We start from the raw sequence: 14,129 nt of genomic DNA, 5'->3' as shown, positions 1-14,129 counted from the left end.
GACGCCCCGGTGACAAGACGGCGAGTACGCTGCTGTGCCGACTTCAGAACAGGAACGACGCCGTCGCCGGGTTGGCGCCTACACGGCCGTCGCGTTGATCGAGGCCATTGACCTTCGCCATGTCGTCGGCATCGAGCTCGAAGCCGAACACATCGAAGTTCTCCACCATGCGCTCGCGATGCGTGGTCTTGGGGATGACGATCAACCCCTCCTGCAGGTGCCAGCGGATGATCACCTGGGCGATCGACTTGCCATGCTTCTTGGCAATCGCGGCGACGGTCGCGTCATCGAGCATCCGGCCCGAGCCGAGCGGGCTCCAGCTCTCGATGATGATATTGTGCTGTCGGTGGAAGTCGCGCTTGTCGCGTTGCTGGAAGCGCGGATGCAGTTCGGCCTGGTTCACCACCGGGGTCTCTCCGGTGTCGCCGATGATGCGCTCGAGGTGATCCTGGTTGAAGTTGGAAACGCCGATCGAACGAATGCGGCCCTGCGTCTTCAGCTCCACCAGGGTCTTCCAGGCCTCGACGAACTTGCCCTGGCTCGGCACCGGCCAATGGATCAGGAACAGGTCGAGTTGCTCGAGCCCGAGCGCTTTCATCGTCACATCGAAGCTTTTCAGCGCCAGGTCGCGGGCATGCCCGCCATTGCGGAGCTTGGAGGTGATGAACAGCTCGCTGCGCGGCACGCTGGCGCGCTTGATCGCCTCGCCGACCCCTTCCTCATTCTGGTAGCCCTCCGCCGTGTCGATGGAGCGGTAGCCGACGGCGATGGCGTCGGACACCACACGCGCGGTGATGGCGGGGTCGACCTGCCACACGCCCAGCCCCATCTGCGGGATGGAATTGCCGTCGCGAAGTTTGATGGATGGAACCGCTGCCATTTGCTGCCTCCGAAGCTGAACGATGAGACGACCCGGCGACCGCCAGTGACGCCGATGGATAGACCGGGAGTGTCTGGTATCCGGCAGGACAATGCCGCCGGCGGGGGAAAGGTTCAGGCAGCGCCGGTTGGTGCCCCGCGCCCGCCTTCATCGTTGATAGCCGATAATGGTCTCGCCGTCACCCGCCCGGGCGCCCCTGCTCTCATCAAATGCGCGGCGAACTGTTGACTCGCCCCTCAGCTTCGCCCGTAAATCGAAGGTGGAGCGACCGCTGTGCACGACGGAGTTCGGGGCTTGCAGACGACTGACCAGACTGGCCCGGAAACGGTGAGCCAGCGGCTGAACAGCTGGAAGGAGATCGCAGCCTTCTTCGGCAAGGATGAGCGCACGGTCAAGCGCTGGGAGGCCATTCGCGGCCTGCCGATCCGTCGTGTCCCCGGCGGCACCCGCACCTCGGTGTTTGCCTATGTCGGCGAACTCGAAGCCTGGCTCAGCGCCCCACGCTCGGTGGCCGCTCCGCCGCCGGCGAGCACCGCGACGCCCCCCACCAGCAGCCCGCTGCGGCTGCCGCTCGCAGCAGCGATCGCCATTTTCGCCGTGCTGGTCATTGGCCTCGCCGCCACCCTTGTGGCGCCGCCAAAACCTGCTCCGGCCATCCCTGCGGCAGCGAGGGCGCTCTACGACGAGGGCGTCATCGCCTGGACCAGCCGCACCGCTTCGGGTTTTGCCACTGCCATCGAGAAATTCGATGCAGCGCTGGCCATTGCGCCGGATTACGCCCGCGCCGAAGTCGGCCGCGCCAACGTCTACAACCTGATCAGCCAGTACACGCTGGCCCCCGCTGCGGACTCCTACGCCAAAGCGAAACGGGCCGGCGAGCGCGCCCTCGCTCTCGATCCCTACTCGGGAGAGGCCTATGCGGCGCTGGGCTTCAACGCCTTCTACGGCAGTCATGCCTTCGCCCGCTCCGCCGAGCTGTTCGACAGGGCATTGGCGCTTGCCCCCGACAACGCCCAGGCGCTGCACTGGTACGCGCTGACCGCGATGCAGATGGGCAAGTTCGAGCGCCCGCTGGAACTGATCGATCGCGCCCTCGTGCTGCAGCCGGATTCGCGCTCGATCCGCGCCAATGCCGCACTCATCCACTACTATGCCGGGGACACCGCGAGGGCGATCGAGATGCTCGAGCAGTTGCGCCAAGCCAACCCCGACTACCTTGCGGTCCCTGCCTATCTCGCAACCATCTACCTCGACCAGCGCCGCTACGCCGATTTCCTCGACAGCTACGAGATTGCCGCCAACGTCGAGGGCAGCATCGGCCGCCAGCTGATCGCCAAGGCCGCCCGCGCCGCCCTGCCCGAAGGCGGCCGCGCCATGCTCGTCGCCATGCTGGCCGAACAGCAGCGCCAGTTCCTCGCCGAGCGCGAGCAGGCCTACAAGGTCGCCGCCACCGCGGCACTGCTCGGCGAAAAGGACCTCGCCCTGACCTATCTCGAAACCTCGGTCGAGCGCGCCGAGACCATCGGGCTGCTGGTCGAGCCCGAGTTCAGGACCCTGCGCAAGGAGCCGCGCTTCGTCGCGCTGCTGGCCCGACTGGGCCTGCCGACCAGCTGATCGTCCCTCATTGCTCGGGCGGGATCACTGTCACGTCGGTGATGCCGATCGCCTGCAATTGCGGCAGGATCGACTGCGGATCACCCGAGATCACCACCAGTGCGCGCTCGAGCGACGCCAACGATTGTGCTTCGGCCTGTACGGCCGGCAGTTGCAGCGCCACGATCTCGTCGAGCTTGCCGTTCAGCTCCTCCGCCGTCATGCCGGCGCCGGCGGCGTTCATCACCAGCCCGAACAATCCGCTCGAGGTTTCGACGGTGCCGGCGGTACCAGCGGCGGTGGCCATCACCGTGCGGTCGAGCTCGGCCTGCGCCACCGGCAACGACGCCAGCCCGTCGAAACCGGCGCGGATGTCGGCGATCGCCGCGCCGACCTTGTCGGCTGCCACGGCGGAGGACACCGTCAGCAGGCCGCCGGTAGGGATGTTGGTCCACACCGAGGCGCCGACTCCGTACGAGTAACCCTTCTCCTCGCGCATCACCTGGTTGAGCCGGCTGGTAAAATCGCCACCGAGGAGGCGCGCCACCGCGATCGCCTCCAGCACGCCGGGATCCTTGAACGCCGGGGCCGGTCGCGACAGATTGATGATCGCCTGGCTGTTGCCGGCGCTTGGCGCCACGTAGACCTTCAGCCCCTCCGGCAGCGCCGCCGGTGGATGCGGCACCGGGGAGATCCCGGCACTGTCGTTGCTCCACTTGCCGAAACTTCGTTCCAGTTCGGCGGCGACCGTCGCAAGGCTTACCGCGCCGACGCTGTAGATGGTCATCGTCTTTGGCGTGAACAGCCGATGGTGGATTGTCCCGGCCTGGGCAGTGGTCAGGGCGGCCACGCCCTCTATCGTCGGCTCCAGCGCCGCTCGCCCCGCCGGGATCGGGAACGCCAGTTCCTCCATTGCGTAGTAGGCCAGCGCGCCGGGATCCAGCTTGCGATAACCCAATCCCTGCTGCACTTCGGCCTTGAGCGCCTCCCATTCCCGCTGCTCGAAGCGCGGCCGCTGCACGGCGTCAGCCAGGAGGTCGACGCCGGCGGCGAAATGCTCGGGCGGCACGGCCAGGACGATCGCCGACTGCTCCATGCCGGTCCGCCCGGAAATATCGGCGCCGATATCCTTGGCTGCCTTGCTGAACGCCTCGAACCCCCGCTCGCCGGCACCGCGTGCCATCATCATGGTGGTGAGTTCGATCAGCCCTTCTTCGCCCGGCTCATCGCTGCCCGCGCCACCGCTGACCGAGGCCGCGAGCAACGCCAGCGGCGAGCCAGCCATCTCGTAGTGCACCAGCCGGATGTCGTTCGAAAGCGTCGCCGTTTCGCGCGCCGGCAGGGCCGCCCGCCCGGGCTCGCCCGCCATCAGCACCGGCACATCGACCACCGGCCGCGGCGCGGCTGCGATCGGTTCTGCCGTGCCCGAGCTCGCCTGCAGCACGGCCGGATACTCGCTTCGCGCAGCGCCCGGCAGCATGGTCAGGACGCTCAACTGCTCCGGCGCGAGGCGCTTGCGTACCGCCGCCTCGACATCCCCCACCGTCAACGCCAGCAGTCGGGGATCGTCACCCAACCCAGGCGAAGCATCGCCATAGAGATCGTAGCGCGTCGCCAGCGACCGCGCCCGATCGAGCATCGCTTCGGCGCTGAGCGCCCGACCCAGCCGCAGCGTCTCTCGAGCGCGCTCGATGCCGGCAGGGTCCTGCGGCGCGGCGACGAAATCGGCCACCGCCTTGCGTAAGGCGGCTTCCAGCACATCGGGCGCAACGCCCAGAGCCGCTGCCGCCGAGATCATGAACCGGCCGCCCAACCTGCCCGGGTCCCAGCCGGCCGTGGCGTTGATGGCAAGGCCCTTGTTCACCAGCTCGCGGCGCAGCACGCCGTACTCGTAATTGCCCAGCAGGTCGCCCGCCACCATCAGCGCGGCGCTGTCGAGGCTGCCGATCGCCGGTCCGGCAGTTGCCAGCACCACCGTCGGCGACGGCAGCCGATCGGAAACCTCCATGCGCAGCGCCACCGGCTTTGGCTCGGCCGGCTCCGGCACTGCCACATCCGCACCACGCGGCACGCGGCCAAAAGTGTCGGCGATCAAAGCCCTGGTCGCTTCGACGTCGAAATCCCCCGCCAGCGCCAGCACCGCATTGTTGGGCACGTAGAACCGGTTGAAGAACGCCTTCACGTCGTCAAGCTTGGCTGAGTCGAGATCCGCGATCGAGCCGATCACCGCTTCGGCACAGGGTGCGGGGCGGGAAACAGCGCCGCGCGCAGCGCCTGCAGGCCCGGCTGGCCGGCGCTGTCGAGCACCGTCTGCCGCATCTCGTTCTTGACCACGTCGCGCTGCAGGTCGAGTTCGCGCTGATCGACCTCGCCTCCCAGATTGGCCATCCGGTCGGCTTCCACCGAAAGCAGCACCGGCAGCGCCGAAGCCAGCGCGTCGGCCACATAGACGGTGCGATCCTCCTCGGTAAAGGCGTTGTTCTGGACGCCGAGCGCGGAGTAGGTGTCGTCGAACTTGGGATATTTGGTCGTGCCCGAGAACATCAGGTGCTCGAACAGGTGCGCAAAGCCAGAGCGTCCGGCCGGCTCGTTCATCCCGCCCACGCGGTACACCAGCGCCAGCCCGACCTTGGGCACCTTGCTGTCGGGCGACAGCAGCACTTCGAGCCCGTTGTCGAGCCGGTATTGCACCACCGTCGGCAGGTCCTCGCCCGCAGCAACTGCACCGCCGCCAAGCACTAGCCAGGCAGCGACCAGAACCGAACCAATAACGCGCATGCAATATGACCCTGTTGAAATCCGGCGCCATTCATCGCACCGGCTTTGACGGTCGTCCAACCGAAAGGGTGCAGCGCCGGTTAGGCTGCACTATATTGGCAGCACCATGGCCAACGACACCGACACCAAGCCGCGTACCCGGACCGCACCCAAAGTGGCGCGGCCGCCACTCTACAAAGTCATCCTGCTCAATGATGACTTCACGCCGCGCGAGTTCGTGGTGCGCGTGCTGAAAGCCGAGTTCCGCATCACCGAGGACCAGGCGCACCGCATCATGGTCACCGCCCACACCAAAGGCTCCTGCGTGGTCGCCGTCTTCACCCAGGAGGTCGCCGAGAGCAAGGCGACGCGCGCCACCGAAATGGCCCGTAACGAGGGTTTTCCGCTGCTCTTCACCACCGAGCCCGAGGAGTAGAGCATTTCAGGTCGGGCTCGGCCCAGCCCACCCACCGCTGTCATCAGAGCTTTCGCCCTATGGGTGACGCCAGGTAGGCGGCAGGCACCACAAGCAGAGGTTCCGGGGGGTGGGGTACGACCGTACTGGCGCCTGTGAGCGACCGATTGACCGGGCCCGGAACACCCGCTACCACCGCTGCAGCAAGCCAGCATCTGCCAGCCAGCGCCCCCGAACCCCACGAGTGCTGGCATGGCTGACACGACCACTCCCACGATTTCCATCGCCCCCGGCACCTGGCTCGATCCACGCACTGCCGAACCGGTGGCGCACCCGCAGCTGATGCGCCACCTGGCATTGCAGCAGGTGGTGCTGCTCGGCGAGACCCATGATCGCTTTGACGTGCATCGCTGGCAGCTCAATGTCGCCGCCGGCATCATGGCGCACCGCTCCGATATTGCGCTCGGCTTCGAGATGTTCCCGCGCCGGCTGCAACCGGTGCTCGATGCCTTCGTCGCCGGCGCTTTCGCCAGCACCACCGATTTCCTCGAGGCGGCCGAGTGGAACGAAGTCTGGCGCTTCGATCCGGCACTCTACCTGCCGCTGTTCCAGTTCTGCCGGCAGTTCCGCCTGCCCATGCTGGCGCTCAACTGCCACCGCCCGCTGGTCACCCGCGTCGGCAAGGAAGGCTGGGAAGCCATTCCTGTCGAAGAGCGCGACGGGCTCACCCCCGCGCGCCCGGCGCTGCCGGCCTATCGCGATTATCTCAGCCGGTTCGCCGGCCCGTCGAGCCGGCCGCGCGACGAAATGACCTCCGACCGGTTCGTGCGCGCCCAGCAGACCTGGGATCGCGCCTTCGCCTGCAACATCGCCCGCGCCCTCGATGGCCCGGCGGCGCCGCTGGTCATCGGCATCATCGGCCGCGGCCACCTCGAATATGGCTACGGCACGCCGTACCAGCTGGCCGATCTGGGCGTCGACCGCGTCTCGATCGCGCTACCCACCGACACACATTTCGATCCGCTGCGCGAAGCCAATATCGCCGACGCCCTGTTCAGGCTGCCGGCGACGGATGGCAAGGTTGCGTGAAGTGAGCAGCCTGGATTGTTCGGATTACGTCGGGACAACCCATTCACCACTCACCATTCACTTTCGTCAGTGCGCCTTCAGCACCTGTTCGAGCTGTTCGGTCACCATACCCCAGCCTTCATGAAAGCCCATCTGCACATGGGCGGCCTTGTCCTCCGCATTCCAGTGCTGGCAGCGCGCGATGTAGCGGGTCTTGCCACCGATATCCTCGAAGGTCAGCGTCACCGTCATGAACGGCTTCTCGCTGGCCTGCCAGTCGCCGGTATAGGCATCGGTGAACACCAGCTTCTTGTTCGGCACCACTTCGAGATACTGGCCCGGGTTGGGGTATTCGATGCCGTTCTCGTCGGCCATCACCACCAGCGTGCTGCCGCCCGGCCGTACATCGGTCACCACCCTGGTCGTCGTCCACGGCCGCGGCGCGAACCACTTCTTCATCAGCACCGGGTCGGTCCAGCCGCGATAGACCTGCTCTACCGGCGCATCGATGATGCGAGCCAGCACCAGCTGGTTGTCGTTGTCGGGGGTGATATCGAGCGTCGTGGTCATTTTCGTTTCCTCTGTTTGAACGACTTGTTCGACTTCACGACGAAGCAGCCCAAGCGGAATCGACAAGCCCGACAAAAAACTTCAGAAAGATACGAGGGGGCCAAGGAGAGCTGGCCGCCGGTTCTCGAACCGCCGGGGAATACTGGGGGGCCCGTTCATCCCCGCTTCATCGCGTTTCTCGCAAAACTCCGCGAGCCCCTCCCGCAACCTTAGCCGCCGCGCTACCGTTGCTCCACCGAACGCCCGATTCCGGAGAAGCTTAATGCTGCGCCTGCCGACGAGCCTCAAGGTCCTCGCCCTCGCATCCGTCCTCGCCCTGCCCGTCGCCCTGCCGGCTGTTGCCGGCCCCGCCGAGAATGCGCTCCTCGCCAAGTACGAGGGAAGCTGGCGCGGCAGCGGCAAGGTCACCGGTCCCGACCCCGGCACCGTGGTCTGCCGCCTGACCTTCAAGGCAGCCAGCGCCGGCAAGCTCACCTATTCCGGCCGCTGCTCGTTCGGCGGCTCGGGTGCAGCCAGCTTCCGCGGCAGCATGGTCTATAACGATGCGGCCAAGCGCTTCGAGGCCTCGTCCTCAGCCCAGGGCGCCAACACGACCACCGTGGGCAAGCGGGCGGGCAACAGCATCGTCTTCGCCTCCGCCGGCATCAAAACCAGCTACGGCCTCGCCTCATCGGTGATGACGCTGAGCGGCAGCAGCATCAAGCTGGGCTTCACCCTGGTCGACAAGAAGGGCCAGACCACCGCTTCGGCCATCAGCTTCAAGAAGAGCTGAGCCGCGCCGGATGCGGCCGCCCGCGGCCGCCTCCACTCACGCCTCGACCCGCGGCGCGTACCTGAGCTTCGCCTTCTCCCGCGCCCGGGCGATCAGCACCTCGCGGTCGCGCTTCGGCGCGTCGGTTTCCAGTTCCTTCAGCAGCCGCTTCACCACCCGCTCGATATCGGCGACGGCGTCGTTGAACGCATCCTCGTTCGCCTTCGAGGGGTGTGTGTAGCCGGAGATTTTCCGGACGAACTGCAGCGCCGCGTCATGCATCTCGTTCTTGCTCGCCGGTGGCTCGAAGTTGAACAGCGGCTTGATGTTGCGGCACATGGCACGGTCTCCCAATACGATGGTGAGATGAAAACTGGCACCTCGTGCGAGCTTCGACAAGGCTTGGCCTTCACCCCGCTCACCTAAGCAGTCGATCCAATACCGACAAGTTCGACACCCGCCCGCTCGGGTGCGACTGGTCCTCGCAAGTTTTTGCCATCCCGATGTCGATCTGCGTGTGCCTCGCTCGTCGTGAAGTCGAACGGCCACGATGTGCAGCAAGCCAAACCGAGGAGAACCGCAATGAGCCTGATGTCCGCCGCCCACGAGAGCGCACCCCGTTCCAGCCTTGCCGCCGTCGCGATCCGCGCCCTGGCCTCGCGCTTCATCGCCTGGCGCCAACAGCGCAGCCGTCGGCTGGCTATGCTGAGCCTGATGGAGTTGGAGCCCTGGCGCCTTGATGATCTCGGCATCAGCGTCGAGGCCGTCAGGGACGCGATCAACGCCCGCTGATGAGATAACATCCGGCCTGAGAATCACGCCGGATACTTCAACTGGAAACCAGCCTCTACCCGCCTGTGAAGAGCTTCCTCGAAGCCGCCGGTTACGCCGTCAAAGGCGAAATCGGCGGCTGCGACCTTGTCGGTTTGCTCGCGGGCGAACCGCCATTGGTGGTGATCTGCGAGCTCAAGCAGGCCTTCAACCTCGAACTGGTGCTGCAGGCGGTCGACCGGCAGGCCCAGAGCGACGAGGTGTGGATCGCCGCCCGCATGTCGCCGACCGGCAAGGGCCGCGAGCGCGACCGGCGCTTTCGCGATCTCTGCCGCCGGCTCGGCCTCGGCATGCTCGGCGTCAGCGCCGGCGACCATGTCGAGATCATCGTCAGCCCGCTCGCGCCGATGCCCAGGAAGAACACCCGCAAGCGCAACCGGCTGGTCGAAGAGCATCGCCGCCGCAAGGGTGACCCGACTTCGGGCGGCAGCACGCGCCAGCCGATCATGACCGCCTATCGGCAGCAGGCCCTCGCCTGTGCTGCGGCGCTGCAGGCCGGCCCGCTCCGCCCGCGCGACCTCAAGGCGACCACCCCGATCGCCGCACGCATCCTGCTCGACAATGTCTATGGCTGGTTCGACCGCATCGATCGGGGTGTCTACGGGCTGAGCGCGGCCGGCGCCGCAGCGCTTGAGCGCTGGCCAATCGTCGGTCGGCAGTCGTAAGTGGGCAGTAGGCAGTCGTACCGACCACTGCTCCCACTGCCTGCTGCCGACTGCCGACTGCCCACTGCCGCGCAGACAGCTCACCCACCCTGCCCCCCGCGACAACTTGCACGCACATCCTGCGCGCTGGGGGTTCCCTTCCCCCACCGCTTCGGTTACAGGACGCGCCTAGCCCATAGAGTCTGCCGCCCAAGCCCGCGCCGCCGCCGCGCGTCCTTCCGCGCGCCCCGAACATACGAGCTCCAGATGCCAAAACGCACCGACATCAAATCGATCCTCATCATCGGTGCGGGGCCGATCATCATCGGACAGGCCTGCGAGTTCGATTACTCAGGCACCCAGGCGTGCAAGGCGCTGAAGGACGAGGGCTACCGGATCATCCTGGTGAACTCCAATCCGGCGACCATCATGACCGATCCGGATCTGGCCGACGCCACGTATGTCGAGCCGATCACCCCCGAGATCGTCGCCAAGATCATCGAGAAGGAGCGCCCCGACGCGCTGCTCCCGACCATGGGTGGGCAGACCGCGCTCAACTGCGCGCTCAGCCTCAAGAAGATGGGCATTCTCGACAAGTTCAACGTCGAAATGATCGGCGCCGACGCCGAGGCCATCGACAAGGCCGAGGATCGCGAGCTGTTCCGCGACGCGATGAAGAAGATCGGGCTCGAGACCCCGCGCTCGATGCTGGCCCACAACACCATCGAGGCGCTGCAGGCCCTCGAGGTGATCGGGCTCCCCTGCATCATCCGCCCCAGCTTCACGCTCGGCGGCACCGGCGGCGGCATCGCCTATAACAAGGAAGAGTACCTCACCATCGTCGAGAGCGGCATCGACGCCTCGCCCACCGACGAAGTGCTGATCGAGGAATCCGTGCTCGGCTGGAAAGAGTACGAGATGGAGGTGGTGCGCGACCGCAACGACAACTGCATCATCATCTGCTCCATCGAGAACCTCGATCCGATGGGCGTCCATACCGGCGATTCCATCACCGTCGCGCCGGCTTTGACGCTGACCGACAAAGAATACCAGATCATGCGCGACGCCTCGATCGCCGTACTGCGCGAGATCGGCGTCGAGACCGGTGGCTCTAACGTGCAGTTCGCCATCAACCCGGCCGACGGCCGGATGATCGTCATCGAGATGAACCCGCGCGTTTCCCGGTCCTCGGCACTCGCCTCCAAGGCGACGGGCTTCCCGATCGCCAAGGTCGCCGCGCGCCTCGCCGTAGGCTACACCCTCGATGAGCTCGAGAACGACATTACCGGCGGCGCCACCCCGGCCTCGTTCGAGCCGACCATCGACTATGTCGTCACCAAGATCCCGCGCTTCGCTTTCGAAAAGTTCCCCGGCGCCGATAACCGCCTCACCACTTCGATGAAGTCGGTGGGCGAGGCCATGGCCATCGGCCGCACCTTCCAGGAATCGCTGCAGAAGGCGCTGCGTTCGCTCGAGACCGGCCTTACCGGCCTCAACGAGATCGGCATTCCCGGCTTCGTCACCGGCGCTCCCGAAGACGACAACGAGAACGCGGTGTTCGCCGCCATCTCCACCCCGACACCGCAGCGCCTGCTGCATGTCGCCGAAGCCATGCGGCTCGGTTACAGCCTCGAAGACATTCACGACGCGTCCAAGATCGACCCCTGGTTCCTCGAGCAGATCCACGGCCTGATCGAAACCGAAAAGAAGGTGCGCGAGCTTGGTCTGCCCGACACCGCCGGGGCGCTGCGCAGCCTCAAGGCCATGGGCTTTTCCGATCGTCGCCTCGCCGACCTTGCCGGCAAGCAGGCCAAGGACGTGCGGGCACTGCGCCGCTCACTCGGCGTGCGCCCGGTCTATAAGCGCATCGACACTTCGGCTGCCGAGTTCGCCTCGCCCACCGCCTACATGTATTCGACCTACGAGGCGCCGTTCAACGGCCAGCCCGAAGACGAGGCGCGCCCCTCCGACCGCAAGAAAGTGGTCATCCTCGGCGGCGGTCCGAACCGGATCGGCCAGGGCATCGAGTTCGATTATTGCTGCTGCCATGCGGCCTTCGCGCTGGCCGATGCCGGCTATGAGACCATCATGGTCAACTGCAACCCGGAAACCGTCTCGACCGACTACGACACCTCGGATCGGCTCTACTTCGAGCCCCTCACCGAGGAGGACGTCATCGAAATCCTCGAGACCGAAAAGCAGAACGGCACGCTCCACGGCGTCATCGTGCAGTTCGGCGGCCAGACCCCGCTGAACCTCGCCGACGCGGTCGAGAAGGCCGGCGTGCCGATCCTTGGTACCCAGCCCTCGTCGATCGATCTGGCGGAAGACCGCGACCTGTTCAGTAAACTGATCAGCCGCCTCGACCTCAGCCAGCCCAAGAACGGCATCGCCTACTCGCTCGAACAGGCCCGCCTGGTCGCCGAGCGCCTGGGCTACCCGCTGGTGATCCGCCCCTCTTACGTCCTGGGCGGCCGCGCCATGGCCATCGTTCACTCGCCCAACGAGTTCGAGCGCTATGTGCAGGATACCCTGACCGGCCTGGTGCCGCCTGATATTCTGGTCCGCTATCCCAACGACAAGACCGGCCAGATCAACTCGGTCCTCTCCGACAACCCGCTGCTGTTCGACGGCTACCTGAGCCGTGCCATCGAGATCGACGTCGACTGCCTCTCTGACGGCAAGGATGTGTTCGTCTGCGGCATCATGGAGCATATCGAGGAAGCTGGCATCCACTCGGGCGACTCGGCCTGCTCGTTGCCGCCGCAGCATCTGTCGGACGAAGTCATCACCGAGTTGAAGCGCCAGACCCGCGAACTGGCGCTGGCGCTCAATGTCGGCGGCCTGATGAACGTCCAGTATGCGCTCAAGGACGGCACCATCTACATCCTCGAAGTGAACCCGCGCGCCTCGCGCACGGTGCCCTTCGTCGCCAAGGTGATCGGTAAGCCGATCGCCAAGATCGCCTCGCGCGTCATGGCCGGCGAAAGCCTCGAAAGCTTCAACCTGGTCGAGAAGAAACTGAACCACGTAGCAGTCAAGGAAGCGGTTTTCCCGTTCAACCGCTTCCCTGGCGTCGACACGGTGCTCGGCCCCGAAATGAAGTCGACCGGCGAAGTCATCGGGCTCGACACGAACTATCCGATCGCCTTTGCCAAGTCGCAGCTCGGCGCCGGCTCAAAGGTGCCGCGCGAAGGCACGGTGTTCGTCTCGGTCCGCGACGACGACAAGCCGCTGATCCTCGATTTCTGCCGCCATCTCGAGCGCGCCGGCTTCAAGATCGTCGCCACCTCCGGCACCCACAAATACCTGGTGGAGAACGGCATTGCCGCCACCAAGGTGAACAAGGTGCTGGAAGGCCGCCCGCATATCGTCGACTCGATGAAGAACGGCGGCGTGCAGCTGGTGATCAACACCACCGATGGGGCCAAGTCGATCTCCGACAGCCGCGATATCCGCCGCACCGCGCTGATGGGCAAGATCCCCTACTACACCACCATCCCGGGCGCCGTGGCGGCCGTCGAAGGCATCATCGCCTACCGCGAAGGCAACCTGCAGGTTCGCCCGTTGCAGAGCTACTTCGCCGCCTGATTACGCAAGGGCGGTCGGCACGCGCCGGCCGCCAGTGCTCACCGCCCACCCCACCCCCGCAGCTTCGGTTCTTGCGGCCCTCCCTCCCCCTTGTGGGGAGGGTAGCGCAGCTCGGCGAAGCCGTAGCGAAGCTGGGTGGGGGTGGGCAACACGCACCGATCCAAATGGCTCGACCGCCTGTTTGACACCCTGCCCCGCTGCCCCTAAAAGCCCCGCATCATGAAGCTGGCAGACCGAACCACCTCCATCGCGTCGCGCGCCTGATCGGCGCGGCGATGCTGCTGCCCCCGGCGCACTGCGCCGGGTGAGTGCGGCTGCTCATTCTCAGACATCATCCGGCCCGAAGCGTCCGCACTCCTGCGGCGCCGGGCCCCTATCGAGACAGCATCATGACCAACACTTTCGAAAGCCCGTTCAAGGGCATCCGGCTCGACGAGCAGGTGACCAACCCAAACATCCTTGTCGGCCGCTTCAGCTACTATTCCGGCTACTACCACGGCCACAGCTTCGACGATTGTGCCCGCTACCTGATGCCGGACCGCTCCGATGTCGACCGCCTGATCATCGGCAGCTTCTGCTCCATCGGCTCTGGCGCGGCCTTCATCATGGCGGGCAACCAGGGCCACCGGAACGACTGGGTCAGCACCTTCCCGTTCCATTACATGCCGGAGATCGAAGCCTTCGCCGGCGCCGCCGACGGCTTCTCGCCGGCCGGTGACACCGTCATCGGCAACGATGTGTGGATCGGCTCGGAGGCGATCATCATGCCCGGCATCACCGTCGGCCACGGCGCGCTGATCGGCACCCGGGCGCTGGTGACCAAGGACGTCGAGCCCTACACCATCGTCGGCGGCAATCCGGCCAAGCCGATCCGCAAGCGCTTTGGCGAGGCCGAGATCAAGATGCTGCTGGAAATGCAGTGGTGGGATTGGAGCGACGAACAGCTCGCCGGCGCGATGCCGCTGTTCACCTCGAACCGCATCGCGGATCTTCATGTATATTGGCAGTCAACAGTACTGACAAGCTGAA

General features: G+C 65.9%; 13 protein-coding genes. 8 read left to right on the top strand and 5 right to left on the bottom strand.

Going from position 1 to position 14,129, the window contains the following annotated elements; translation table 11 throughout:
* Positions 1 to 43 precede the first annotated feature (43 nt).
* Complete coding sequence (locus VGV07_RS05300; protein ID WP_326867647.1) at positions 44 to 880, bottom strand: aldo/keto reductase; 837 nt, start codon at positions 878 to 880, stop codon at positions 44 to 46.
* Between the two features lie 294 nt (positions 881 to 1,174).
* On the opposite strand from VGV07_RS05300, the gene VGV07_RS05295 reads away from it, so the two are divergent.
* Positions 1,175 to 2,494 (top strand): tetratricopeptide repeat protein, encoded by a 1,320-nt coding sequence (locus tag VGV07_RS05295; protein WP_326867646.1) that lies wholly within the window; start codon positions 1,175 to 1,177, stop codon positions 2,492 to 2,494.
* A 7-nt stretch (positions 2,495 to 2,501) separates the two neighbouring features.
* Here the strand turns inward: VGV07_RS05295 and VGV07_RS05290 are convergent, their stop codons facing one another.
* Together VGV07_RS05290 and VGV07_RS05285 are read right to left on the bottom strand one after the other, a co-directional pair.
* Positions 2,502 to 4,700: a M16 family metallopeptidase gene (locus VGV07_RS05290; RefSeq protein ID WP_326867645.1), complete on the bottom strand. Its 2,199-nt coding sequence runs from the start codon at positions 4,698 to 4,700 to the stop codon at positions 2,502 to 2,504.
* The gene (locus VGV07_RS05285; RefSeq protein WP_326867644.1) at positions 4,697 to 5,251 is read right to left on the bottom strand and encodes a M16 family metallopeptidase; all 555 of its coding nucleotides are present in this window, start codon (positions 5,249 to 5,251) and stop codon (positions 4,697 to 4,699) included. Before VGV07_RS05285 ends, VGV07_RS05290 begins: the two co-directional genes overlap by 4 nt.
* A 106-nt stretch (positions 5,252 to 5,357) precedes the next feature.
* Here VGV07_RS05285 and clpS point away from each other — a divergent pair, with 106 nt between their 5' ends.
* The gene (gene clpS, locus VGV07_RS05280) at positions 5,358 to 5,666 is read left to right on the top strand and encodes an ATP-dependent Clp protease adapter ClpS (protein ID WP_326867643.1); all 309 of its coding nucleotides are present in this window, start codon (positions 5,358 to 5,360) and stop codon (positions 5,664 to 5,666) included.
* A 231-nt stretch (positions 5,667 to 5,897) separates the two neighbouring features.
* A complete protein-coding gene (locus VGV07_RS05275) occupies positions 5,898 to 6,734 on the top strand; it encodes a ChaN family lipoprotein (protein ID WP_326867642.1) in 837 nt (278 codons plus the stop codon).
* A gap of 66 nt (positions 6,735 to 6,800) precedes the next feature.
* On the opposite strand, the gene VGV07_RS05270 is transcribed toward VGV07_RS05275, so the two are convergent.
* Entirely contained in the window at positions 6,801 to 7,283 is a 483-nt protein-coding gene (locus VGV07_RS05270; protein ID WP_326867641.1) for an SRPBCC family protein, read from the bottom strand.
* Between the two features lie 262 nt (positions 7,284 to 7,545).
* Between VGV07_RS05270 and VGV07_RS05265 the strand changes: the two genes are divergently transcribed.
* Positions 7,546 to 8,055: a hypothetical protein gene (locus VGV07_RS05265; protein ID WP_326867640.1), complete on the top strand. Its 510-nt coding sequence runs from the start codon at positions 7,546 to 7,548 to the stop codon at positions 8,053 to 8,055.
* A 36-nt stretch (positions 8,056 to 8,091) separates the two neighbouring features.
* Here VGV07_RS05265 and VGV07_RS05260 read toward each other — a convergent pair whose 3' ends face one another.
* Positions 8,092 to 8,373 carry a DUF2277 domain-containing protein gene (locus VGV07_RS05260; RefSeq protein WP_326867639.1) on the bottom strand — a complete coding sequence of 94 codons (282 nt, stop codon included), beginning with the start codon at positions 8,371 to 8,373 and terminating at the stop codon, positions 8,092 to 8,094.
* Positions 8,374 to 8,616: 243 nt separating this feature from the next.
* On the opposite strand from VGV07_RS05260, the gene VGV07_RS05255 reads away from it, so the two are divergent.
* The 4 genes from VGV07_RS05255 to catB all read left to right on the top strand — a co-directional run bounded on the left by VGV07_RS05255 (position 8,617) and on the right by catB (position 14,128).
* Complete coding sequence (locus VGV07_RS05255) at positions 8,617 to 8,826, top strand: hypothetical protein (protein WP_326867638.1); 210 nt, start codon at positions 8,617 to 8,619, stop codon at positions 8,824 to 8,826.
* A 41-nt stretch (positions 8,827 to 8,867) separates the two neighbouring features.
* Positions 8,868 to 9,530: a DUF2161 domain-containing phosphodiesterase gene (locus VGV07_RS05250; protein WP_326867678.1), complete on the top strand. Its 663-nt coding sequence runs from the start codon at positions 8,868 to 8,870 to the stop codon at positions 9,528 to 9,530.
* 246 nt (positions 9,531 to 9,776) lie between these two features.
* A complete protein-coding gene (gene carB, locus VGV07_RS05245; protein ID WP_326867637.1) occupies positions 9,777 to 13,100 on the top strand; it encodes a carbamoyl-phosphate synthase large subunit in 3,324 nt (1,107 codons plus the stop codon).
* A 389-nt stretch (positions 13,101 to 13,489) separates the two neighbouring features.
* The gene (gene catB, locus VGV07_RS05240) at positions 13,490 to 14,128 is read left to right on the top strand and encodes a type B chloramphenicol O-acetyltransferase (protein ID WP_326867636.1); all 639 of its coding nucleotides are present in this window, start codon (positions 13,490 to 13,492) and stop codon (positions 14,126 to 14,128) included.
* Position 14,129: the final 1 nt, after the last annotated feature.

Origin of the sequence: Devosia sp. (assembly GCF_035944845.1) — a bacterium.
Classification (GTDB): domain Bacteria; phylum Pseudomonadota; class Alphaproteobacteria; order Rhizobiales; family Devosiaceae; genus Devosia_A.
The sequence above is the reverse complement of the archived record's forward strand: the minus strand, read 5'-3'. Positions and strand labels throughout refer to the sequence as shown.

Coding starts and splice junctions, on each gene's coding strand:
- VGV07_RS05255 (WP_326867638.1), top strand. CDS start 8,617: ATGAGCCTGATGTCCGCCGCCCACGAGAGCGCACCCCGTTCCAGCCTT.
- catB (WP_326867636.1), top strand. CDS start 13,490: ATGACCAACACTTTCGAAAGCCCGTTCAAGGGCATCCGGCTCGACGAG.
- VGV07_RS05260 (WP_326867639.1), bottom strand. CDS start 8,373: ATGTGCCGCAACATCAAGCCGCTGTTCAACTTCGAGCCACCGGCGAGC.
- VGV07_RS05270 (WP_326867641.1), bottom strand. CDS start 7,283: ATGACCACGACGCTCGATATCACCCCCGACAACGACAACCAGCTGGTG.
- carB (WP_326867637.1), top strand. CDS start 9,777: ATGCCAAAACGCACCGACATCAAATCGATCCTCATCATCGGTGCGGGG.
- VGV07_RS05275 (WP_326867642.1), top strand. CDS start 5,898: ATGGCTGACACGACCACTCCCACGATTTCCATCGCCCCCGGCACCTGG.
- VGV07_RS05285 (WP_326867644.1), bottom strand. CDS start 5,251: ATGCGCGTTATTGGTTCGGTTCTGGTCGCTGCCTGGCTAGTGCTTGGC.
- clpS (WP_326867643.1), top strand. CDS start 5,358: ATGGCCAACGACACCGACACCAAGCCGCGTACCCGGACCGCACCCAAA.
- VGV07_RS05265 (WP_326867640.1), top strand. CDS start 7,546: ATGCTGCGCCTGCCGACGAGCCTCAAGGTCCTCGCCCTCGCATCCGTC.
- VGV07_RS05300 (WP_326867647.1), bottom strand. CDS start 880: ATGGCAGCGGTTCCATCCATCAAACTTCGCGACGGCAATTCCATCCCG.